Here is a 20,642-nt window from a genome sequence, read left to right as displayed (position 1 = left end):
CTGACACGACCCTTTTCCGGTCTCCCGACCCCCCGGGGAGCGGGGCCTCCTGAGGGGGAAAAAAAACCTTCCTCCCCTACCCCCCCCCCCCCCCGGCGAGCCCACCGCCCCCCCCGGTGCGACGTCGCCCCGGCGGGAGTCAGGAGCAGCCGCCGGTGAGGAGAATCCGCCCGACGCCCCGGCTCGCTGCGTCGGCTGCTCCGCGACAGGGGCTGGGGGCCGGGCGCACATGCTCGAATGGAGATCCGGTATCACGCAAAACTTCGGCAGGCCCGCGAGCGGTTCGCTGAGACCATCCGGCGCCTGTCCGAAGCCGAGATCGCCGAACTAGCCAGCAGTCTGTCCGCGCTGTCGACCGCCGCTCCGTGGCCGCTGACCATACCAACGGAATGCCCCGCTTGCGGACACACCGGCTTCACAAGCGGCAGGGACAAACTGGGGGACTACAGGGACATCTGGTTCCTCCCCCGGCAATTCGGGTGCCGCCTGTGTGGGCTCACACTCACGATGTGGGAGCTCGATCTCGCTGGTATCAAGGGCGGGGTGCTCAACGAGTCCGAAGAGCCCGACTTTGATTGGGAACCCGACTTCGAGACGTATTGAGGGCTCAGACGGAAGATTCGTTGGCCTGCCCCGCCCGCCCCGGGGACGTCATGGCTGATTCCCCGAGGCTCGTGGCGCTGTGCTTGGTCGCTACTGCACCAGCGTCCCGAGAGCCTGCTCGGCCATCTGCACACCCATCGTGGCGGCCATGGTGGTGCCGGCCTCCAGGAGCTTGTCCTTGAGCTGGGTGGCGAACTGCCGCAGTCGGCCCGGTTCGGGGTTGTCCGAGGTCGCTTCGTCGTGGAGGTCCTGGGCGACGCGCACCAGCTCCACTCGGTCCGGCTCGGGCATGCCCAGCGTGCTGCTGACCTGTCCGACGTACCCGGCCAGCTGGACGAACAGCGTCGGGTCGACGCCGTCGGTGTTGTTCTGGGTGAAGTGCTGCTGCTCGCCAATGATGACGCCCTTGGCGTTCGGCAGGAAGTTGTTGTACGTGGTGCCGGTGCGCGCCCGGTTGGTGTGGTCTTGCACGCTTCCTCCAGACAGGGCCCAACTGACGCCTTCAGGGGTGATGGCGACCGTAGCGGGGTCGGTGTCGATGCGTTCGATGAGGTTGGGCTCCGCCAGATGGGCGAGCGCCTGGTGCAGGTCAGTCCCAGAGATCGCGGCACCGGCGAAGTAGGCGGCGGGGGCCGCCAGGAACAGGGACGGGTCGGTGGGCGACTGGTCGCCGGCGGTGTCGAACAGCCACCGCAGGAAGGCGTCCATGGTGTAGCGGAGCCTGGCGGCGCGGTCCTGCTGCAGCTTCTTCAGTCGGCTCACTCGAACGCGGCCTGCGTCGCTGAGGTGTACGTCGGGGGTTCCGCCCATGTTGCGTGCGATCTTGACCAGGTCGAGCTGTTCCAGCTCGAAGGCGAGCACGGACGGATCTTCGCCGTCCAGCTGCTGTTCTTCGACGAAGCGGGTCACGTCGACGTAGTGCGCGGGGTTCAGCTGGGCGTGTTCGTCCAGCCACATCAGGAGCCGGGCCAGGATCGGGTTGCCTTCGACGGCGTCGCGGCCGGCCATGGAGACTCCTTCGGCAGTCGCGTCCGTCTGGATCGGCACGCGGATCGGATTCCCTCGGGCTGCGCGTTCATAGCCCTTGACGATGTCCTTGACGTGTCGCTCGATCGCGCGCTGATCAATCCCGGGTTTGCGGGCCACACTGCCCTCCTGTCTCGGATACCTCATGGCCAGCCTACGGAGGGGGTCTGACAATAAGCCGTCCCTTCCGCCGCCGTCATGACGGGTTGCCGGGCTAAGCCAGAGGGGCCAGTGCAGGGCCGGCCGCACCGAGTGGTCGACGTGTGCCGTCGCCGGTGCGGCGGCTCTCAGAACGTGGTGACGGTCGGAGCCTGCCGGAATCCGGCAGCGATCTCATGATGGCGGGCGGGCACGGTGTTCGGGCCGACGCGGACGTAGAACTCCGCGCGCTGTCCGTCGCGGTAGGCGTACATCTGGCCCCCGCCGGAGACCTCGATCACGAGGACCTTCTTGCCGTCGTAATCGATCACGCGTGACTCGTAGGGCGGCGCTGGTTCCACGCTGTCCCGGATCATGCCGACGACCTGGAGTTCCTGCTTGTCGACGGTCGGCTTCTCGGGCAGGCCCACGATCTGTAGGTCGTCGCGGACGCCGATCAGGAGGGTGCCGCCGTCCTGTGACGCGAAGGCGGCGATGGTCTTGAGCATCTTCTTCCGGGAGTCGCCCTCCGGGACCTCCTGTTTGCACTCCAGGTGCTGTCCCTCTCCGTTAGCCAGGAGGATGTCCAGCTCCGGGCCGGGCTGCTCCCAGACGACCGAGGCATCGCGGGCGCGCCCGTACGTGGGAGCCGGGAAGCTGCGCCAGTCCAGCCACTGGTCCTCGCGGCGGAGCATCAGCAGGCTGTCGTGCGCGAGTCCGTTGGGCAACGCGAAGCGGTAGGCGCCGGCGCCGTCGATGGACTGGAGCTCGTTGCCCGCCGCCCAGCTCAGCTCAAGTACCGCGCCGTCCAAGTCCTCGCCGTCTACGAAGGCCGTCAGCAGGTCGGGGCCGATGGTGATCTGCTCAAGCCAGCCCGCTCGCTGCGGCTGGACGATGCGCCACAAGTCCGAGCGGCCCGCGTTGCTGTCGTGGGGGCTCTGGTGGAGGAAGGCGCTGAGGGCCTGGTCGAAGTTCAGGAACGAGGGGCCGTCCCCGACCAGCAGGTCGTGGCCGGGCTGGAGCGTGTTGATGTCCCGGTTGATGGTCCACTCGGTGCGCGGCCACGGTGTGGTCACCCGGTCCCACTCTTGCCGGCCGCGCAGCCGAGAGGTGGAGGCGCTGGAGGCCGGCGGGCCGGGGGCGACGACGTGGAGACCGTGGATGTCCTGTTCGTCGCCCCGCAGCAGCGCGGCGACCGTCGTGCCAGGCAGGCACAGCTCCAGGAAACTCGCCGTGCTGTAGCGCCAGGCCCGCTCCTTCACCGGAGTGTCGTCGTCCAAAGTGACCTGGGCGTGATGCAGTTGCCATTGTTGTGCGTCCGCGACCAGTGCCAGTCGGATGTTCACGGCGGCGCGCTCGCTGAGCATCGTCACCAGTACGGCCGTGTCCGTCTGCCCGTTGTTCATGCCCAGCTTTCCTCTCCCCGCAGTGTATGGAGCCGAACCAGGCGCATCGTCACGGCCCGTGCTCCCGAGCAGGCTACGCCGGTGCTACGTGTGCGAACGCCATGTCCTCAGCTCAGGCGGTAGCCAGGCAGCGCGAGGCCCGGCGGCGGGCGCAGTACGGCGGTGCCCGCCCTCGTGAGTTCGATTCCTCGCGTCCGATTCGAACGATCCGACTCGAATTCGAGTCACGCGGATCCGGCTTTTGTGGGGACGCCAGTGCGCGGACGTTCTCATCAGCAAGATGGCCTTGTTGGGCAGTTGCGGCTTGAGAGGGGATCAAATGCCTACAGGAGTGGCTGTCGTGTGCGACACCGATGACTGCTTCGCCGTCTACCTGGCGGTGGAGACCGGCGACGACGAAGACGCGCGCTCCGCCTCCGAGGTCTCGCAGTTGGCGCGCGACGCCGCTCAAGGTGAGGGGTGGGTGGTCAGCTTCGGCTTCCGGCAGCCGGTGATGACCTGCCCCGGCTGCGCGGACGGCCGGGGGCCTGTGCGTGAGCGCGGGGACTGTCGGCGGTGCATGGGCCGCGTCGACTCGGAGTCCAGGTGCGTGTACTGCCTGCGCCAGGTGGAGCCTCAGCCCGAGACGTGACGGCGGCGTTCGGCCGTTGCTGAACATCGCGACTCCATACAGCGGGCCCCGGGGACTCATGGCTGATCCCCCGGGGCCTGTGGCGTGTGCGGACGCTGGTCAGATCTCCCCGGCCGCCGTGGCGGTGAGCCAGTCGGCGGCTTCGCCTTCGGTCATCAGCGGCACCTGGGCCGGGTGGGCGTCGCCGTCCTGGACGACGTGGACGCGGCCCGGGAGCGGGCTGCTGTGGGGGGCGGGGTCGACTATCGGGGCGAGCCGCTGCCACATGCCGGCGCTGACCCGGGCGAGGATGACGGTGGCGAACTGTTCCCGGGCGCCGGGGATGAGGCGCTCGCCGACGGTGGTGGGTCCGTCGTAGATGATGTGGATGCGGGCAGCGCGCCCCTCGTACAGAACGGCCTCGAGGGCGGCGATGGCCGGGGAGCGCTTCGGGTCGTCCTCCTCCCGGAACGTCTCCCAGTAGCGGGCGAGGTGCCGCAGGGTGTCGTCGGCCCGGTCGATCACGACCATCAGGCGCGGCACACCGTCAAGGTCGCCGTCGAGGGCGGTGCGGCGCTCCAGCTCGGAGCCGAGGCCGACCAGGGCGTCGTGGCTGCCGGCCACGTTGCCGCGGTGCGTGACCGTCGGCAGGTCCTTGGCCCACAGGTGGGCTATGCGGGTGTGGTCGAGGACCAGGGCGTGGGCGCCTTGGTGGAGGAACTGGGCGGTGAGGGTGCGCAGGATGGTCGTGCTGCCGCCGCCGGTGCCGCTGCAGACCAGGATGTGCGGGGCTGCGTCGATGTCGACGGCGATGGCCCGGCCGTCGGTGCCGATGCCGATCAGTGCGGCGGAGTCGGGCAGCGCCTCCAGTTGCTCGCGCAGGCCGGGGTCGGTGAGGCGCAGCAGCTTCGGGAGCGCGGTCGTGTTCGTCATCGTGATGTTCCTCTTCTGGCTGTGCCTGGTGAACCGGGTGTTCTCCAGGGCTGCGGGGATCGTGTCGGCCGGACCGGACAGGCCTGTGTGGGCGGACTTGGTCGCGCGGGCCGGGGCGGTCAGCCGAGGTCGGTGGTGCCGGCGCGGGGCCGGTTGCGGGCCCACTTCTTGAGGTCGCCGACGCGGTAGAGGAACGCCGCGCCACGCTTGCCGACCGGGGCGGGGAACTCCGGGTCGTTCGCACGGGCCCAGCGCAGCGCCTCGAGGCTGGCGACGGTCTCCGACAGGTGCTTGTCGTACGCCTCGCGCAGTCCCAGCTCCTGGTCGTCGTCGGCGGGCGCCGGTTGTACCGGCGACGTCGCCGCGGCGGCGTTGTCGGCCGGGGCGGCGGGCGAGGGCGAGGGGGTGAGGCTCCCGGCTTCGGCGGCCAGGTCCCGGTGGGAGGCCGGCGGCTCGGTGGCGGGCGCGGGCGGGATCTCCTGGGCGTGGGTGTTGCAGGCGCCGGCGAAGTCGTCGGGCGGGGCGGCGGGGACGGGAGGCTGGTGCAGGGACGGGCCGGCCGTGCCCTTGGAGTGGACGCCGGACATCGCCCACTCACGGGCTTCCTCGTTCGACAGGTTCAGCACCTGCGTCTCCTGGGCGCGGCCACGGGTGACGACTTGGACACGGCCGTTGTGCTGGCTCGCCTGCGGGATGGGGCTGACCTCGGGCACGAGCATGCGCCAGGCGTTGAGGGTGTAGCGGACGAGGATGCGGGTGGAGAAGTTCTCACGCATCTCCGGGCCGCCGATGGCGCGGGCGGTGGCGGACTGGGCGACCAGGAGCACGTGGAGGCGGACCTGGCGGCCCATGAAGAGGATCTCAGCGAGCGCGTCGACGGCCGGGGACTCCTTGGGGTCGCCGGACTCGCGGATCCTCGCCCAGTACCGCTTGAGCTGTCCCATGGTGGCGTTGACCTCTTCAAGGAGGATCACCAGCCGCGGGCCGACCCGCCACGGTTCGCGCTCCAGGACGTCGTCGGCCAGCTGCTCCGCGAGCCCGAGGCGGCGCCGGCCTTCCTGCGCGAGCCGGATCAGGGCGTCGTGGATCTCGGCGATGTCCCGGCAGTAGGTGACGCCGGGCACGCCGCGGGCCCAGGTGTGGGAGATCCGCTTGAAGTCCAGGACGTAGGCGTGCGCGCCGTTGTGGATGAACTGGCAGCAGATGGTGCGCAGGATGGTCGACTTGCCGCCGCCGGTGCCGGCGGAGATCAGGACGTGCGGGGAGTCGGCGTCCAGGTCGACGGAGACCTTCTTCTTGCCCGCGCCGAAGCCGATCAGCGGCGCGGACTCGGGCATCTTCGCCAGGACCTCCCGCACCCCGGGGTCGGACAGGCGCAGCATCTTGGGCGGGGCCTGGCGCTTCTTGACGATGACGTGCGTGTCGCGGCCCGCGCGGCGCCAGGTGAAGGAGACGTTCTCCAGGGCGAGTTTCTTGACGATGAGGTCGGCGACCAGGTCCTCGTTGAACCGCATGTGGGTGGGGACGTCGATGCGTATCTCGGCGTCGTCGTCGGAGAAGTTCCTGGGTACGTGGAGGTAGCGGCGCGGGTCGGTCAGCTCGGACATGCCCAGCGGCACGGCCAGCGCCTCGTGCAGCGGCGTCACCCACTCGCGCATGAACTCCCGGCGCTTGCGCGTCGCCAGCCCGTACACGGCGCCGCCCACGGCGGCGGCGGAGACCAGGCCGATGCCGCCCGCCTGAGCGGTGGCGATGGCCGGGTCCGGGTTCTCCCAGACGTCGCGCACGGCGGCAAAGGTGGCGTCCTGGTTCTCCCACAGGGTCCAGTAGCCGCCGACGCCGGTCGCGGCCAGGCCGCTGATACGGAAGGTGAGGCGCTGCCACCCGGCCCGGTAGGAGGAAAGCGAGACGTGGCCTTCCACGACCTTCGGCAGGACGCGGGTGCCCTTGCGCCAGAACGTCGCGTCCGTCTTCCGCTCTCCGCGCAACGGCCGGCCCGCCAGGAACCTGCCGATGACGAACGCCACGGATTCAGCGGTCTCATCCACCTGCCTGTCGAACTTCGTACGCGCCATGGTCGTGCCCCTTCGCTGTGCTTGCCGGGCACTTCACACCCGAAAGCGGACACCGACCGTAGGAGCGCGGGGCTGTGGACAGATTCCGGCGATCCGCCCCCCCCAACCCGTTCGAAACTTTAGTTGTCGCAACACTTTTGCATGTCTTATGGTTGTCGCATGGTTGATATGTGGGAGCTCGACAGCGAAGCCATCGAGGAGCGGGTCGCCTTCCAGGCGCACGTGCGTGACCTGGTGTGGCGTGAGACGAAGAGGCGGATGCGCTTCCTGGGCTTCAGCGAGCAGGAGGGTCCCGCCACCCCGAACGCGCTCGCCCCCACTTCCGCGGCCGCCAAGGCGGTGCACCTGATGTACCTGGAGGTTGCCACGGAGGCCGGGGACGCTGCGCGGGAGCTGGCCACGGACGCCGCTACCCGGGCGGGCCGGGCCGGCGCCACCTACGCGGACCTGGGAGAGGCCTCCGGGATCACCCGTCAGGCGGCCCGGAAGCGGTGGCCCGAGGCCGTCGGCACCCATTGGGCGCTCTACCTCCTGACCGGGAAGAACCACCCGCACGGCATGAGCGTCCAGGTGTTCCGCAGCAGCGCCAAGGCGATCGAGACCGGACGCACCGCCGTGGACGAAGGCGCCCTCGCCGACGACGGGGCCGTGGGCGCCGTCGTCGTCAACGCCGCTCGTGAAGCCGTGTGGGCCTGCTGCTTCAACGACAGCTCTTGGGCCCCGGAGGAGATCACCCTGCCCGAGGACCTGCAGACCGTCCCCGCCCCGGGCGGCCCCGAGCACGGGGACTGGCTGGACAGGTGGGTTCAGTTCATCACCCGCAGCCTGTGACCACCCGCCGGCCAGACGCCGGGTCCGGGTCCTCCGCCGGAGGGTCCGGGCCCGGCTGCTTGTCTACCGTGGCACCGTGACCATGCCCTCCGACGATGCCGCCGGACCCGCGCCTGTGCCGGTGCGGGTCGTGCTGCCCGCCGACCCGGTGCTCGGGCACCCGGAGCAGGAGGTCGTGGCGCGGCTGTGGAGGCGGCGGCAGACCGAGACGGGCTGGGTGTACCTCGTGGGGCTGCCGTCGTACAGAGACCTCGAGAACGGGGGGTGGAGGCGGCAGAGTACCGGGTGTGGGTCCGGGCTCCCGACCATGTGCGGCCGGTCGACGGCGTCGACTACGACCAGGTCCCCACCGAGCCTCTTCCACCGGCGCCGCCGACATCGGTGGTCGGCGAGGTCCTCGGGGAGCGCCGGCCTTCGGGCTGGGTGTTGGCGAAGGTGCGCGAGGGGCGGGGCCCGGCCCGGGGGGTGTTGCACGCGCCGGACTGCGAGGAAGCCCCGCAGGGCGCGCCGTTGCTCGATCTGGAGCACGCGCTGAACGTCGCCGAGAACCCGGGTACGCGGTTGTGTACCTGGTGCGGTTGTACTCAGGAGCTGTCACCCATGCTGAGCGGGTTCGGCCACATCACCGGCTCCTGACCTGCCGTGGGGAGCGGGACACTGAAAGCGTGTCGCGAGGAGTCGGACGAGTACAGCGGGCCGTGCTGGCGTACGTGCGCAGCGAGCCCGGCGGCCTCAGCGGCATCGACGGCACCCCGCTGGCCGCCTCGGTCACCGGCCTCGCCCACGTCGTCTACGCAGTCGAGCAGCCGACCGACGCCCAGCGTGCCGCCGTACGGCGAGCGGTCCGCCGCCTCAAGGCCGGCGGCCACGTCGAGGTCCACCGCCTGCCTGTCGGCCGCACCTACACCCAGCAGCGCGCCCATCCCCGCTTCTGGCCACCGCGCTACGACCGGCGCCTGGCCGTGTGCACGGGCAAGGACGGCTGCCCGGGGTGCGCGGCGGGCGACCGGCCGTCGATGTACTTCACCGCGGACGTCGTGGCAATGTTCATCGAGCACTACGGCAGCCTCGCCAAGGGTGACCGGCAGCTGTGGCGAGCGACTGCGCACGGCTGGCACCTGTACCCCGTCCCGCTGCCCCGGCCCGCGGACGACTACCGCACGTACGAAGTCGAGATCACCGAACTGTGCGTCCGGCGGCCCCTGACCGCCGAAGAACACGCCCAGGCCGAACAGCGGGCGCAGGCCTTCATCCAACCCCACGTCGACGCCATCCGTGCCACGCTCCGGGAGCGTTGAGCACCACGGATACCGACCGGCTCGTGACTCCGACCACCCATCGCCGCGGCCGTGGCGCAGCCGGGTCCCGGGCGGGCCCCTAAGGCTCCGGGCAGCCCCGTGGTGCACCGGGTCAGGGTCGCCGGCGGAACCAGCTGCGGCCACGGCCCGACTCGGAGCCCTCCGGCTCCGCGGCGCGGCGGCCTGGAGGCGGGCCGCTTCGGCGGTGGCGTCCTCGCGGGCGACGTCATCGGCGTGGCACGGGCCGCACACGCGAACGACCACTGAAGCTGAACCTCGCGCAGCGCAGGATGACACGACCTGATCACCCAACCAGCTAACTGACAAAGCCACAGGCCAGACCCCTGCCCCAGCAGCGCCCACAATCACTGCAGCCACTGGGCGCTCCCCCACCCACCGCCGCACCACAAACTGATCAGTGCAGGCCAGTCCACCAACCACTGATCAGAAAAACAGCTCCTGGACAGCAGCGCTCGCTGAGCTGGGCGTCAAATGGGCGTAGAACGGACGCTGGAGATGCGGCCGGGACGCTTTGCGGCCGCCCCCCTCCTTCGCGTACTGGAAGACGGCACAGGAGCCGTCAGCGCCAAGAGCCCTTCCATGCCTTCGTCGACCGTTGCCGAACCGCCACCCGGCTGCCCGGTGAGCGGACCGCCGGAGGAACCCCCTGACCTGACCGGACCGGTGCCGTGCCGGCGGTGGCGGTGGCGGGAGAACGCCTCTCAGCCGAACACCAGACGGAGCACGACACCCACGGCAATGAGTCCCAGGCCAGTGCCGCGGACCAGGAGCAGGAGGAGCGCTTCACTTGCGGGGTCGATGTCCGCGAGTGTGCCGGTGCGGGCTCGGGACGGTTTGTGGCGGTCGTAGACAACGGGCACGACCGTGCCCACGGGCCCGCGGGATGGGACGCCCATCTCCATGAACCGGGCCAGGACCTCGCCGTCAGGGCGGCGTATGACATAGGAGATGCGCGGCCCGCCGCGGATCCCTTCCTCCAGCTCCGATTCCGCTTCTCCCTCGACACCGTGTTTCTGCAGTCTGCGCAGCTTCCACTGGGGATACAGGTTTCCCACCGTCGCAATCAGCAGAAAGCCGCCGATCGATGCCAGCACGGCCCCGGCGCCGCTCAAGAACCCGTTCATCGTCCCCCACCCGCTTCCGTCAAGATCTCCCACACTCAACCGAAGAACCGCTCACTCGTCCACTGGTCGGGCCAGCCGTCCGCCCGCTCGCGGGCCGGCCGGGGAAAGGGATAGCTGAGCAGGGTGGCCAGCTGTGCCCCGGCTGCTACCGACCGGCCCGTCTACGAAAGTTCTTCCTCGCACACCCTGATCGGCGCCGGTCCCATCCCGGTGGTCGGGCTGAACCAGCCCCTGCTCGCCGGAGGGGCTGTACCCGATCGACCGGAGGGGCAACCGCCGGTACAGCGCGCCCGCCGCCTAAGATCCATGACCGTGCATGAGATCCCCGACGGGCTGATCACCCTGGAGCGCTCCGCCGAGCAGGAGCGGGCCCGGCTCGCGGGTCTCACTGGTGACGACTACGACGCCCAGTTGCGCCGCTGGCGCCAGGCCTCCGCCGCCTTCCACACGGCCGTCACCGAACACGCCACCGCCACCCAGATCAGCCGGTACAAGCTGGAGCAGGCCGTGAAGAAGGCCGCTACCGGTGCCGCCCCGCCACCCGGCAGCAGGCACGCGACGCCCTGCTCCAGCATGTCCCGGCCTGCGTCCACTGCCGGCCCGACACCGCCCTCGGCCTCCTCGAATAGGCACGGCCGGCCTCGGCCAGCGGGTGACCGAGCCCCGCTCGCCGCGCTCCCGGCGGCCAGCGGAGAACGTACGGCATGACCTGGTCCGCTGGTCCATGCCCGAGCCGTTGGTCCACGCCCGAGCCGTGTTGCGGGGGTGGAGTGCGTGCGGGCAGGACTGGGCGATAAGGACTTCTCACGGCTGATCGAGGGCATCAGCGACATCCTGACCGACCTGGCCGCCGAGGCCGAACCGGTCAGCGTGAGGTGACTCCGGCGCTCTCCGCTCGCCTCGCTGCGTCCGGCACCGCGGCCGCCTGAGCCTGTACAGCGCTTCGACGGGCCCGGTGTGCCGCGCGGCGCTGGACGGCACCGGAGTGCAGCCCGTGTCCTGACGGTCGGCGGGCCAGCGGCCGACTGCCCGCAGAGGTGGAGGCGGCCCGGATTCTGTACCGGGCGCGGTTCGCCGGCCCGCTCCGCGCGGTACCCGAGCCAGGGGCGGCAACCGAGGGTTCAGGCTCCTCAAATGATGTTGGATTTTTTCTATAACCGGCGGTAACAGCAGGTCAGTTGGTTCCCGCCCGGCGGGCCGAACACGGCGCGACTGGATACGGCCGACCGTGTCCAGCGTGGATCTCCTCAACGGCGCGGCTAGGCAATGCGGGCGACGAGGGCGGTGGCGTTGTCCGCGTACGGGTCGCTCAGTTCGTGCGCGCGCTGGACAGCGTCGTCGACCAGGCGCTGGGCGGCGGTGTGCGGGGTGCCGGTCAGGTAGCCGGCGAGGTCGTGGCCGGCGTCCTCGTGGGGTTCGTAGGCGCCGTCGGAGGCGAGCAGGAGCCAGCCCGGCCGGGCCGGGCCGCGCAGGTACTCGAGGGCCGGGTGGCCCCAGACGCGTTCGGTCTCCTCGTCGCTGCGGGCTTCTCCGAGGCAGGCGGTGATCAGACTGCGGTCCCCGCCGTCGCATGCCCGGCGTGCATTGTGGTCCTCAGTCAGCAGGCGCAGGTGTCCGTCCAGGAGGAGATAGGCGCGGACGTCGCCGGACCAGGCCACCGAGAACAGGCCACCGGGGGCGCGGACGGCGACGACGGCCGCCGCGCAGGGCAGACCGTGGCCGGCGGTGCGGGCGGGGTCGGCGGCGTAGTGGCCGTACTCGGCACGCAGGCCGGCCTCCGCATCCGCGCTCCCGGCGGCCGCGCGGGCCAGGAGGAAGGCGGCGGCACGCGTCCAGGAACGGACAACCCGGGTGTCGCCGACGCCGTCGAGCAGGGCATAGGCGCGGGTGCCGTCCGGCGCCGTGAACACGGCGGTCGCATCGCACTGGAAGACCCGGTCACCACGCCGCTGTGCGGTGGCGTACGACGTCACGGCCAGATCCTCATCGTTGTCCTCGCGCATGCGGCAAGCCTCCCAGAACACGGGGTCCGGACGGAGCGCTTCGCGAGGGCGCCCGTGCCCGGACGGGTGAAGCTGACCGGCGGGGCCGGGGGATGTGACGCCCCGTCCCCGGCACCGCCGGGGTCTATGCGGGATGTCTCCGACTCGAGGGTGCGGCGACGCGTGATCGCGTCGATGGTTCTCACGCTGCCTTCGCCGTCCTCAATGCGGCGGCGGTACTCCTGCCAGTCCTCGGGAGTCCATTGGTCCAGGGCCGCGGGGAACGCCTCGTCGGCGCCGTTCACTGGTCCGCCCCCTTGGGCGGGACGCCGTACATGGCCGCGCAGCATGCGCAGGCACGCAGGCCGCCCACGGGGTACCGGGGCGATGCCGTCCCCGCGCACCACACGCACGACGTGCCCGCGCGCTGCCGGTCCGTCAGGGCGTCCAGGTTGATCGTCGGGGCGTCCACCAGTAACGGCAGGTGGCCGTTCGTGCTGCGCGTCGTCATGGGCAGTCGCCTCGCGCTCGCGGTCGGTTCGGCGTGGTCGTCCCCGACGGGGGTGGCGGGGACGACCACCGGGCCGCAACGCGCCCTGGTGCGGGACGGTTGGGCTGCCACCAGTCAACGATCACTGTCCGCTGCGGGACCATCACCCATGCGGCATGTGCATACGGGTACGCGCTCAGCGGGTACGGGCAGGCGCCGAAAGCCGCAGGGACTCGTAGCGTGGGGGACGTCGTGGACTTCCAGGCAGGGCCGATCCGGGACGCCTCACGAGCTGGGGACTACGGACGCGTGATCGAGCTGACCCGCAAGGGGCGGCAGATGACGCAGGCGGCGCTGGGGCAGGCCCTGGGCATGTCCCAGTCGGCCGTCTCCCGTCTGGAGAAACGCGGCCAAGCCTCCTATAGCACCGACGTCCTGGCCGCAGCGGCTGCCCATCTTCAGATCCCGCCGGCGCTGGTGGGTCTGGCAGACGGGCGCACGGCGCGGGTTCAGGTGAGAGACGACGATCCCATGCACCGACGCACCGTCCTTGGCGGCGCCCTCGCCGCGATGGCAGCCCCCATCCTGGCCGCCGTACCGGACACGCACGACACGATCGGCGGGCAGGCCGCCGCCCTCCGGCTGACCACGAGCTCCTACCGCAGACTCGATGGCACCACCCCCTCCCGCGACCTCGCCGACGCGATGGACGGCCATATCCAGCTCATCCAGACCATCACCCACACCGCCACCGGCGACGCGGACCGGGCGCGTCTGGCCGCCGCGGGCAGCGAGGCCGCCTCCTTCGCGGGCTGGCTCGCCTGGGACAAGGGCGACCACGGGTCGGCCCGCTCCTGGTACGGCGGGGCCGTCAAGGCCGCACGCACGGCCCACAACCCCCTCCTGACCGCGTACCAGACAGGCACGCTCGCCCAGTTCGAGGCACACGCCGGCAACGGCGTGGAAGCGCTGAACCTCGCCCGGCGCGCCCGGCGGGTGCTCGGCGAGCAGCGCCCGGCCGTCGCCGACGCCTGGCTGCTGACCGTGGAAGCCCTCGGGTACGCGGTGGCCGGCGACCGGCGCGGGGCGGACCGGGCCCTGACCGACTCCCGGACAGCCGCCGAGGCGCTGACCGCCGAGCAGGAACCGCCCCCGTGGCCGTGGGTGTTCTCCTTCACCCCGGACAAGGTGGCCGCCTGCTGCGTCACCTGCGGCGCACGCCTGGGGCTGCCCGAGTGGGTACTCGCCCAGGACGTGGAAGCCCTGGCCACCGGACACGCGAAACAACGCGCGCTGCTCGTGCTCGACATCGCCGACGGTCACCTCGCCGGCGGGCGGGTGGAGGCCGCGTTCGCCCTGGCCTCCCGCGCCCTCGAGGCTGGCCTGCAGTACCGGTCCGGGCGGATCGTGGAACGCGCTCGTGCCCTGCGCCGTAGCCTCACCACCGCCTCACCGCCGAAGGTGGTGCGGGACTTCGACGAGCGCCTGCACGGCGTCTACCTGTAGGAGGAGGAACAGCTCATGAGGGTGGGGATCACCGGGCACCGCGGACTGAGCACACAGGTCGAGGCACAGGTCCGGGCGCTGGTGACCGAGTACGTCACGGCACACGACCCGAGCGGCCTGGTCGGCGTCTCGTGCATCGCCGACGGTCCCGACTCCTGGTTCGCCGAATCCGTCCTGGAGCACGGCGGCCGCCTCGAGGTCGTCGTCCCGGCCGCCGAGTACCGGCAAGGACTGCCCGGCTGGCATCGCCCCGTCTACGACCGGCTCCTTGCCCGCGCGGCCGACGTCCACCACACCGGCATGACCGAGTCGACCTCCGAAGCGCATCAGGCCGGATCCGAGATCCTCGTCGGCCTGGTGAATGAGCTGGTCGCGGTATGGGACGGGAAACCGGCGCGGGGATACGGAGGCACCGCGGACGTGGTCGCCTACGCCGAACAAACCGGCGTGCCGGTGCGGGTGCTGTGGCCCCAGGGCGCCAGCCGGTGACGCCGTTGAACGTAGTGCCGCCCGCGCGGCAACGCGCGGTCCGGCGAAGCCGCTTGCGCCAAGGCGGTGGTGCTGCACTTCGCCCAGGCCGCCCAGGATCGCGTACAGCGCGGTAGCGCTACGTCCTCCCCGCCGCGCCCCAGCCCCGTACGAAGGCGGCCAGGGCGCGGCGCTGTTCTTCCTCGCGGGCGATCTGCTGCACAAGCACGTGGCGGTCGATGTAGGGGGCGACGGCGGCGAGGACCAGGCGCTGCAGTTCATCCGGCTCCAGCGCCTCCACCTCCCACTGCACCGGACGCTGAGGGTCGAAGCCGTAGCGGGCGGCGAAGGCCGGCCATCTCGGGTCGCCGTGCTTGCCCTGGGCCGACAGCAGCTCGTACTCGATGGTCTGCTCCCGGGTCAGCAGGACCCGGCGGACTTCGCTCCAGCAGCCCTCGGTGCGCCGCACCCAGTCCCGTTCGATCTCAGCCCCGCTCGCATCGAAATCGCCGACGTTTCTCCGGGGCTCCGCGAGTGTGCGGATGGAGTTTCCGCAGCTCAGGAGCGGTTGAGAGCACTGTAGCCGATGCAACACATGTGGTGCACGGGGCCTACTGGTCCTCATCGTCCTCTCGGCAGGCGGCGGCTGGGAAACTCGCTTTCGGCCGCCGGAGTGCGGTGATAGACAGCCGTAGTGCAGAAGAATCTTGAACTCCCTGACCTGCTGCGACTGATCGACGAGCGGGCGACGGCCTTCCGGGCCGCGATCGCCGCCGCGCCCAGCCTGGACGTGCAGGTGCCGACCTGTCCCGAGTGGACGCTGTTCGACCTGGCGCGGCACCTGGGCTCGGGCCGCCCGTTCTGGGCCGCCGTCGTCGAAGCCGGTCCGGCCGACGCCCCGCCGGCCGAGGCCGTGGCGGCGCGCGCCAAGGCGCAGGCGCCCCGGGAGCTCGAGGCGTTGGTGGCCTGGCTGGCCGCGTCGACGCAGGAGCTGCTGGACACCCTGCGGGAGGTCGGCCCGGACGCCGAGTGCTGGACGTGGTGGGGCGCCTCGCAGTCGCCGTGGACCAGCGGTGCCGTCGCCCGGCACCAGCTTCAGGAGATCGCGATGCACACCTATGACGCCCAGCTCACCGTGGGCGCCGCGCAGCCGCTGCCGACGGAGGTGGCGCTGGACGGCGTCGAGGACTTCCTGTTCACCTGCTGCGCGTGGTCGGGCGTCTGGCCGCACGAGCCGGCCGTCGTCGACTACCACGCCACCGAGGGCCGCTCCTGGCGCTTCACGGTCGAGGCGGACGGCGCCCGCGCCGTCCGCCTCCCGGCTGCCGGCGAGGGCGAGGCCCAGGCCCCGGCCGACGCCTCCGCCCGGGGCACGGCCGGTGAGCTGGTCCTGTGGTTCTACGGACGCATACCGCTGGACTCGGTGAAGATCGACGGCGACCGGGTCATCTTCGAGCGGCTCTTCGCCTGGGACCCGAACGCGTAAGGCGTGGTCGACGACGCGGTCACCCGTTCGCTGAGACAGTCTCAAACCGTAGGGAGAACACCTGCCGCAGCGTGACCCCGCTCTCGTAGCTCTCCACGATCTCCCGCGCCCGGTCCACCACGGCCGGCCACCGCACCCGCTCACCCACCATGCGGTACATGTACCCCTCGCAGGGCCGGCCTGCGTGTGCACCAGCTCGTGCGCGTCCTCGGTGATGTCACATCGGACACGCCCTGACCAGGGCTGAGGTCGGCGTCGTGCCGGGTGTGACCGGCCTCGTGGCGGGGGCCTTTGGCCGGCCCGCCACGGTGGTCCGGTCCGGGACGTGGGCGCCACCCGGGCGGGTGCATTCTCCTTCGCGTACGCGGGCGCAGTCCTAGCTGTGCGCACCCAACTTGCTCGGCTCCGACGGCTATTGAAAGCTTTTCGGATGCTCTGTCATGTTCTATCCGCCGCTTCCGGCGAACGAGCGACGAGAGGTGATCTCATGCGACGAAACGAGTACGACGCGGGCCAGGCCGCCAAGCGCCTGAAGGTGCCCGCAGCGGCCTTCCGGTGGGCCCGCCACACCGGCCTCGTCCCCGCCCCCGACGTGCCGCCCTCTCACTGGTCCCGGGCCGCCGTGGAGGCGATGGACGCCGACGCCATCCAGGCCGCGATGCCCACCCCGGCGATCTCCGGCGGCGCGGCGGCGGACCGGATCGCCGACGCGCTCGGCACCCCGAACCCGGCCACCTACGGCGAGCGGGCGAAGGTGACGGCGTTCGTGGTGCGCCGGTTCGTCGACCGCGGCCTCCTGGTCGACCTGAGCGCGAACCCGGACGGGACGCTGCACCACCCCGACCAGGTCGACCAGGTCTGCCGCCGCGCGGACCTGGCGGACCTGGTCGCCGCCGACACCCCGCTCGGACCCGAGCAGGCCGCCGCCCGCCTCCGGGTGCGACGTGTCGAGTTCGACCACATGGTGCGGCTCGGCTGGGTCCGCTCCCCGCAGTCGGTCGAAGTCCGCTTCGGCACCAGCCGGGCCGGAGCCGTCGACGTCGCGCTCTACACCACCACCTTCGTCGACGCGATCCCCGCCGCACACCCGGAAGTCGACTGGGAGCAGCTGCGCGCCGTGGAGAAGGGCCGGCGCTCTCCGCTGGCGTCGCTGCGCCCGGAACCGGCGGCGGCATCCGCGTGAGCTGGCCGGGACAAAGGCGGCCCTCGCACCCTGGACGTCGGGTGCGAGGGCCGTCTCCTTTTGTCGCCGTGGTCAGGGCGCATCGCCGGAGTAGTGGAAGCGGCAGCTCACCCCGGGGCCGGAAGAGCGCACCTCGCCGGGGCGCGGGTCGTACAGGGCCCGGCCGCCGGGGCCGAACTGCCCCCGCTCGGTGGCCAGCGCGACGCCGGTATCGACCTCGTCGGGCGTCCAGCCGGTGATGTCCGGCAGCAGGCCGTCCAGCGGGCCGCCGGCCAGTTCGGCGTAGGTCCGGTGCGCAAGCGGGCCGGGATCGCGATCGTCGTGGTCGGCGCCGTAGACCCGGCGGCGCAGCAGCTGTTCGCCCTCACGGTCCACCCCGTCAAGCCTGGCAGCCGCCGCTGACAGGCGGGGTGCGGGTACGTCCTCGCTCATATGGGTGAAGGGCATCCGCCAGGCTGGGGCATGCCCGCGCGGCCGCCGTGGCAACGATGGGATGGGACAACGTCCAACGCGCGGCGCAGTCACCGAAGTCGCCGCTCGACGCAGAGGAGAAGAGAATGCACGCCACTCAGGGAGACCGCTTGGTCCTCCGTGGCCGGACCCCCGGTCAGACGGACCAGGTCGTAGAGATCGTCGAGGTACTCGGCCCGAACGGACAGCCTCCGTACCGCGTCCGGGCGGAGAACGGACACGAGACGATCATGAGCCCCGGACCCGACAGCGTTGTCGACCACCGCAAGGCCGACGGCCTCGGCTGACCCCTACGCCTTCGGCAACCGGTCCGCCAGCCGGACCACGGACGGCGGATCCGTCATCGCTGGCCGACGGCTCGCGCAGGGGCCGTCGGCCGACTTCCCGCGGGCGGAAGCGCTGGAGAATGGCCGCCGTTCTCCGCTTGCGGCGGCGCTGCGCCTGGAGCCTGCACCCGTACCGGCGTAAGCTTTCGGGGCCCTTCCCCGCCCGCGCCCCACGCCGTCCGGAAGGCGGCCCCGGGCGCGGGCGTTCTTCTTGCGTGTCGCTCACGCCTGCCCGGCAGCCGGCTCCCACAGCGGGCGGGCGTGCCCGGTCCCGTCGCAGTGGAAGCACCGGCCTCCTCCCGGCGTGCTGCGGGCACCGATGGTGCCGGCCGCGTGGCGGAAGAGCCGGGTGAGGCCCGCAGTGTGGGCCTCGTGGATCGGGAGTTCCTGCCGTCTGCCGAGCGTGACCTCCAGCGCGACGTCGGGGCCGGTGAAGTGGGCGTGCATGCCGCCGGTGATCGAGCGGAGCGTCTCGTTGAGTTCGTGCATCGTCTCCGCGCCGGACAGCTGCACGCGTGCCGCGAGGACGGTGTCGGTGGCCGCGGAGAAGGACAGCAGTGCGACCGGGCGGGCGAGCGGCCCGACGCGGCCCACGGGGTCGGGATGGGTGTGCTGGAGCTGGGACAGGGCGTGCCACAGGTCGCCCGGCAGGTCCTGGGGTGCGGTTTCTTCTCGGCTGCGTCTCATACGGCCTGTGTAGGGCCTTGGGTGGGCTGTCGACGTCGGATGGGCCTGTCCGTCCCGTCCGGTGGTGCGGTGACGTCGGGACCGGTCCCGCGGCCTGGCGGCTGCCGACCGCGCAGCGGGCTGGTGCGGTCAGGTGCGCCGGCGGAACCAGCTGCGGCCTCGGACCGGCTCGGGGCCGTCCTGCGGATCCGGCGGTGCGGCGGCCTGGAGGCGGGCGGCTTCGACAGCGGCTTCCTCGCGGGCGACGTCGTCGGCGCGGCACGGGCCGCACACGGATTTGTCTCCGGCCCGTACGGCGGTCCGGTGCACGGTGATCTCCTCCCAGCGTTCGTCGGTGAACTTGCCCCCGCAGCGCTTGCACACCGGCCGCTGTGCCTCCCGTTGCGCGGCACGGCGCCGCTCGTCTTCCGCTTCGGCGCGGGCGTACTGGCGGCGGTAGAGAACGTCACCGTCGGGGTTGTCGAGCGCGTCGGTCAGAGTCTGTTCGTCCTTTCGTCCCAGGCGTCGCCACACCGCCGCGTCCGCGCCGTGCTGTTGGAGCTGCTCCAGGGTGGTGACGACGACCGGCACGGCCTGGCTGTAGTCCTTCGCCGTGATCGCCTCTTGGTAGTAGGTCTCGTACCGGCGCGGAGCCCAGTAGCGGCGGCCGGCCTCCTCCAGCACGGCGACCGTGTTGGCGACCTTCGCGGTCGTGGTGTCCGCGAACACGAACGCGAGGGGCACCAGGCCCTCCCGGCCGGTCGGCGGGTAGAACCTGCGCCACAGCCGTTGCTCGTGGTCGACGTCCTCGATCGCGTCCGGCCGGGAGCGGACCAGGTCCACGGTGAGCTTGTCCGCGTCCTTCGCGGGCAGCCGGCCCCACTCCCAGTACCGGCGCAGCTTGGCGACCAGGTCGTGCGCGTCCTCGGTGCGGCGGTCGATCTCCAGCAGCAGTACCGGTACCCCGGCCTCCGGTGCCCGCACCACCAGGTCCGCCCGCTGCACGTAGCCGTCCGCGAGCCGGTGCGGAATCTCGGTGGCGAAGCCGAGCCGGTGGCCGATCCCGGCGCGGTGGAGTTCGGCGGCCGTCGAGGTGACCGCCGCGGCATGGTCGTCGTAGCCGGTGCCGAGCGGCTGGCCCGTGTCCGGGTCGTACTTCTCCTCGCGCAGTGCCGAGACCCGTATGCCCTTCGGCTCCAGCAGCTTCTTCGCCTCGCCGTGTCCTCGCCGGGTCAGCACCCATACCTGCCGCTGGTCCTCCTGCACCGACTCGATCCTCACCAGGCGGTGGTCCTGAAGGTCCAGGAGGGTGTCCCGCGTGAGCTTGTCGTGCCGGTTGTCCGGACGGGTCAGCTTCCAGAGCTGGTCGGGTGTAGCCCGCTGGAAGATCCCGAGGGCTTGCAGGAGCTCCCGGCGTCGAGGCCCGGTCGAAGTCCTCCGGTGCCTGGGACGCCTTGCGACATCTACATGAGGGTTGTCGGACCTCCGACGGCCCCCTGTCAGCCCGATCTGACCTGCGGAAACGTCCGGCTTCTGACGGCGGGGCGCGGAGGGGGTGGTGGAGGGGCCCACGGAGGGGGTCTCTCCGGCCGGGTCAAGGGGCTGCTCGGGGTTGTCTGGGGCCACGGGGTGCTCCTGCACGGTGGGGCGGGCCTACTCCCGCCATTCACTTCGTACAGGTTGGAAATCCGGGCACCGTGTGACGCCGGCCGACGAAGAAGCCCTCCGTCGTGACTGCATCGTGATCAATCTTGTCCTCGGCCAGCGAAGTTGGACAATTTGTCGGCGATGTTGGACTGTTCGGGAGCCTGGAACCAGGGTTTCCCGGGGGCTGCAAGGCCGGGGTGGTGTCCTGCGTGCCACCGCGGTGGTTGGAGTTGATGGCGGTGGGGAGCCGGTCGTGGCCGGGCGGTTTAAAGGATCATGCAGGTGGTGGTGGCGTGGGCGATGAGCTTGCCCTGTTCGTCGAGGACCTTCCCTTCGGCGGTGGCGGTGCGGC

The 20,642-nt window shown here is 71.3% G+C and carries 22 protein-coding genes and 1 pseudogene; 12 read left to right on the top strand and 11 right to left on the bottom strand.

What is annotated here, in order from left to right; genetic code table 11:
- The first annotated feature begins 237 nt into the window (after nucleotides 1-237).
- On the top strand, nucleotides 238-603 hold the full coding sequence (locus ACZ4W9_RS39390) for a hypothetical protein (protein WP_467944051.1): 366 nt from the start codon (nucleotides 238-240) through the stop codon (nucleotides 601-603).
- 90 nt (nucleotides 604-693) lie between these two features.
- Here the strand turns inward: ACZ4W9_RS39390 and ACZ4W9_RS39385 are convergent, their stop codons facing one another.
- Both ACZ4W9_RS39385 and ACZ4W9_RS39380 read right to left on the bottom strand, forming a co-directional pair.
- Nucleotides 694-1,611 carry a hypothetical protein gene (locus ACZ4W9_RS39385; protein WP_467944050.1) on the bottom strand — a complete coding sequence of 306 codons (918 nt, stop codon included), beginning with the start codon at nucleotides 1,609-1,611 and terminating at the stop codon, nucleotides 694-696.
- 305 nt (nucleotides 1,612-1,916) lie between these two features.
- Complete coding sequence (locus ACZ4W9_RS39380) at nucleotides 1,917-3,173, bottom strand: AlbA family DNA-binding domain-containing protein (RefSeq protein ID WP_467944049.1); 1,257 nt, start codon at nucleotides 3,171-3,173, stop codon at nucleotides 1,917-1,919.
- 340 nt (nucleotides 3,174-3,513) lie between these two features.
- On the opposite strand from ACZ4W9_RS39380, the gene ACZ4W9_RS39375 reads away from it, so the two are divergent.
- Nucleotides 3,514-3,804 carry a hypothetical protein gene (locus ACZ4W9_RS39375; protein WP_467944048.1) on the top strand — a complete coding sequence of 97 codons (291 nt, stop codon included), beginning with the start codon at nucleotides 3,514-3,516 and terminating at the stop codon, nucleotides 3,802-3,804.
- A 99-nt stretch (nucleotides 3,805-3,903) separates the two neighbouring features.
- Here ACZ4W9_RS39375 and ACZ4W9_RS39370 read toward each other — a convergent pair whose 3' ends face one another.
- Complete coding sequence (locus ACZ4W9_RS39370; RefSeq protein WP_467944047.1) at nucleotides 3,904-4,716, bottom strand: hypothetical protein; 813 nt, start codon at nucleotides 4,714-4,716, stop codon at nucleotides 3,904-3,906.
- A gap of 119 nt (nucleotides 4,717-4,835) precedes the next feature.
- Nucleotides 4,836-6,791, bottom strand: a complete 1,956-nt coding sequence (locus tag ACZ4W9_RS39365) for a helicase HerA domain-containing protein (protein ID WP_467944046.1) — start codon at nucleotides 6,789-6,791, stop codon at nucleotides 4,836-4,838.
- A gap of 159 nt (nucleotides 6,792-6,950) precedes the next feature.
- On the opposite strand from ACZ4W9_RS39365, the gene ACZ4W9_RS39360 reads away from it, so the two are divergent.
- From ACZ4W9_RS39360 to ACZ4W9_RS39350, 3 genes and pseudogenes are all read left to right on the top strand, one after another.
- Nucleotides 6,951-7,622 carry a hypothetical protein gene (locus tag ACZ4W9_RS39360; protein WP_467944045.1) on the top strand — a complete coding sequence of 224 codons (672 nt, stop codon included), beginning with the start codon at nucleotides 6,951-6,953 and terminating at the stop codon, nucleotides 7,620-7,622.
- Nucleotides 7,623-7,704: 82 nt separating this feature from the next.
- Nucleotides 7,705-8,258 (top strand): annotated as a pseudogene (locus tag ACZ4W9_RS39355) (DUF6233 domain-containing protein).
- A gap of 29 nt (nucleotides 8,259-8,287) precedes the next feature.
- Nucleotides 8,288-8,920 carry a hypothetical protein gene (locus tag ACZ4W9_RS39350; protein ID WP_467944044.1) on the top strand — a complete coding sequence of 211 codons (633 nt, stop codon included), beginning with the start codon at nucleotides 8,288-8,290 and terminating at the stop codon, nucleotides 8,918-8,920.
- Between the two features lie 722 nt (nucleotides 8,921-9,642).
- Here ACZ4W9_RS39350 and ACZ4W9_RS39345 read toward each other — a convergent pair.
- A complete protein-coding gene (locus ACZ4W9_RS39345) occupies nucleotides 9,643-10,065 on the bottom strand; it encodes a hypothetical protein (protein WP_467944043.1) in 423 nt (140 codons plus the stop codon).
- Nucleotides 10,066-10,371: 306 nt separating this feature from the next.
- On the opposite strand from ACZ4W9_RS39345, the gene ACZ4W9_RS39340 reads away from it, so the two are divergent.
- Nucleotides 10,372-10,773, top strand: a complete 402-nt coding sequence (locus ACZ4W9_RS39340; protein WP_467944042.1) for a hypothetical protein — start codon at nucleotides 10,372-10,374, stop codon at nucleotides 10,771-10,773.
- A 551-nt stretch (nucleotides 10,774-11,324) separates the two neighbouring features.
- On the opposite strand, the gene ACZ4W9_RS39335 is transcribed toward ACZ4W9_RS39340, so the two are convergent.
- Nucleotides 11,325-12,068: a hypothetical protein gene (locus tag ACZ4W9_RS39335; protein WP_467944041.1), complete on the bottom strand. Its 744-nt coding sequence runs from the start codon at nucleotides 12,066-12,068 to the stop codon at nucleotides 11,325-11,327.
- Nucleotides 12,069-12,348: 280 nt separating this feature from the next.
- Entirely contained in the window at nucleotides 12,349-12,669 is a 321-nt protein-coding gene (locus ACZ4W9_RS39330; protein ID WP_467944040.1) for a hypothetical protein, read from the bottom strand.
- A gap of 108 nt (nucleotides 12,670-12,777) precedes the next feature.
- On the opposite strand from ACZ4W9_RS39330, the gene ACZ4W9_RS39325 reads away from it, so the two are divergent.
- A complete protein-coding gene (locus ACZ4W9_RS39325) occupies nucleotides 12,778-14,043 on the top strand; it encodes a helix-turn-helix domain-containing protein (RefSeq protein WP_467944039.1) in 1,266 nt (421 codons plus the stop codon).
- Between the two features lie 15 nt (nucleotides 14,044-14,058).
- A complete protein-coding gene (locus ACZ4W9_RS39320) occupies nucleotides 14,059-14,532 on the top strand; it encodes a hypothetical protein (protein WP_467944038.1) in 474 nt (157 codons plus the stop codon).
- Between the two features lie 118 nt (nucleotides 14,533-14,650).
- Here the strand turns inward: ACZ4W9_RS39320 and ACZ4W9_RS39315 are convergent, their stop codons facing one another.
- Nucleotides 14,651-14,980 carry a hypothetical protein gene (locus tag ACZ4W9_RS39315; protein WP_467944037.1) on the bottom strand — a complete coding sequence of 110 codons (330 nt, stop codon included), beginning with the start codon at nucleotides 14,978-14,980 and terminating at the stop codon, nucleotides 14,651-14,653.
- A gap of 225 nt (nucleotides 14,981-15,205) precedes the next feature.
- Here ACZ4W9_RS39315 and ACZ4W9_RS39310 point away from each other — a divergent pair, with 225 nt between their 5' ends.
- On the top strand, nucleotides 15,206-15,997 hold the full coding sequence (locus ACZ4W9_RS39310) for a maleylpyruvate isomerase family mycothiol-dependent enzyme (RefSeq protein WP_467944036.1): 792 nt from the start codon (nucleotides 15,206-15,208) through the stop codon (nucleotides 15,995-15,997).
- Between the two features lie 487 nt (nucleotides 15,998-16,484).
- Nucleotides 16,485-17,180, top strand: a complete 696-nt coding sequence (locus ACZ4W9_RS39305) for a hypothetical protein (protein ID WP_467944035.1) — start codon at nucleotides 16,485-16,487, stop codon at nucleotides 17,178-17,180.
- Nucleotides 17,181-17,252: 72 nt separating this feature from the next.
- On the opposite strand, the gene ACZ4W9_RS39300 is transcribed toward ACZ4W9_RS39305, so the two are convergent.
- Entirely contained in the window at nucleotides 17,253-17,555 is a 303-nt protein-coding gene (locus tag ACZ4W9_RS39300; protein WP_467944034.1) for a hypothetical protein, read from the bottom strand.
- Nucleotides 17,556-17,737: 182 nt separating this feature from the next.
- On the opposite strand from ACZ4W9_RS39300, the gene ACZ4W9_RS39295 reads away from it, so the two are divergent.
- Nucleotides 17,738-17,938 (top strand): DUF1918 domain-containing protein, encoded by a 201-nt coding sequence (locus ACZ4W9_RS39295; RefSeq protein WP_467944033.1) that lies wholly within the window; start codon nucleotides 17,738-17,740, stop codon nucleotides 17,936-17,938.
- A 261-nt stretch (nucleotides 17,939-18,199) separates the two neighbouring features.
- Here the strand turns inward: ACZ4W9_RS39295 and ACZ4W9_RS39290 are convergent, their stop codons facing one another.
- Together ACZ4W9_RS39290 and ACZ4W9_RS39285 are read right to left on the bottom strand one after the other, a co-directional pair.
- A complete protein-coding gene (locus tag ACZ4W9_RS39290) occupies nucleotides 18,200-18,664 on the bottom strand; it encodes a hypothetical protein (protein WP_467944032.1) in 465 nt (154 codons plus the stop codon).
- Between the two features lie 129 nt (nucleotides 18,665-18,793).
- Nucleotides 18,794-19,996 (bottom strand): hypothetical protein, encoded by a 1,203-nt coding sequence (locus ACZ4W9_RS39285; RefSeq protein WP_467944052.1) that lies wholly within the window; start codon nucleotides 19,994-19,996, stop codon nucleotides 18,794-18,796.
- 398 nt (nucleotides 19,997-20,394) lie between these two features.
- Here ACZ4W9_RS39285 and ACZ4W9_RS39280 point away from each other — a divergent pair.
- A partial coding sequence (locus ACZ4W9_RS39280; RefSeq protein WP_467944031.1) for a hypothetical protein occupies nucleotides 20,395-20,642 on the top strand: 248 nt, incomplete at its 3' end.

This window comes from Streptomyces sp. NPDC029296 (assembly GCF_055569255.1).
This window is presented reverse-complemented; position numbering and strand designations above follow the sequence as displayed.

Coding starts and splice junctions, on each gene's coding strand:
- ACZ4W9_RS39290 (WP_467944032.1), bottom strand. CDS start 18,664: ATGAGACGCAGCCGAGAAGAAACCGCACCCCAGGACCTGCCGGGCGAC.
- ACZ4W9_RS39360 (WP_467944045.1), top strand. CDS start 6,951: ATGGTTGATATGTGGGAGCTCGACAGCGAAGCCATCGAGGAGCGGGTC.
- ACZ4W9_RS39305 (WP_467944035.1), top strand. CDS start 16,485: ATGCGACGAAACGAGTACGACGCGGGCCAGGCCGCCAAGCGCCTGAAG.
- ACZ4W9_RS39390 (WP_467944051.1), top strand. CDS start 238: ATGGAGATCCGGTATCACGCAAAACTTCGGCAGGCCCGCGAGCGGTTC.
- ACZ4W9_RS39385 (WP_467944050.1), bottom strand. CDS start 1,611: ATGGCCGGCCGCGACGCCGTCGAAGGCAACCCGATCCTGGCCCGGCTC.
- ACZ4W9_RS39345 (WP_467944043.1), bottom strand. CDS start 10,065: ATGAACGGGTTCTTGAGCGGCGCCGGGGCCGTGCTGGCATCGATCGGC.
- ACZ4W9_RS39370 (WP_467944047.1), bottom strand. CDS start 4,716: ATGACGAACACGACCGCGCTCCCGAAGCTGCTGCGCCTCACCGACCCC.
- ACZ4W9_RS39365 (WP_467944046.1), bottom strand. CDS start 6,791: ATGGCGCGTACGAAGTTCGACAGGCAGGTGGATGAGACCGCTGAATCC.
- ACZ4W9_RS39335 (WP_467944041.1), bottom strand. CDS start 12,068: ATGCGCGAGGACAACGATGAGGATCTGGCCGTGACGTCGTACGCCACC.
- ACZ4W9_RS39320 (WP_467944038.1), top strand. CDS start 14,059: ATGAGGGTGGGGATCACCGGGCACCGCGGACTGAGCACACAGGTCGAG.
- ACZ4W9_RS39380 (WP_467944049.1), bottom strand. CDS start 3,173: ATGAACAACGGGCAGACGGACACGGCCGTACTGGTGACGATGCTCAGC.
- ACZ4W9_RS39340 (WP_467944042.1), top strand. CDS start 10,372: ATGACCGTGCATGAGATCCCCGACGGGCTGATCACCCTGGAGCGCTCC.
- ACZ4W9_RS39295 (WP_467944033.1), top strand. CDS start 17,738: ATGCACGCCACTCAGGGAGACCGCTTGGTCCTCCGTGGCCGGACCCCC.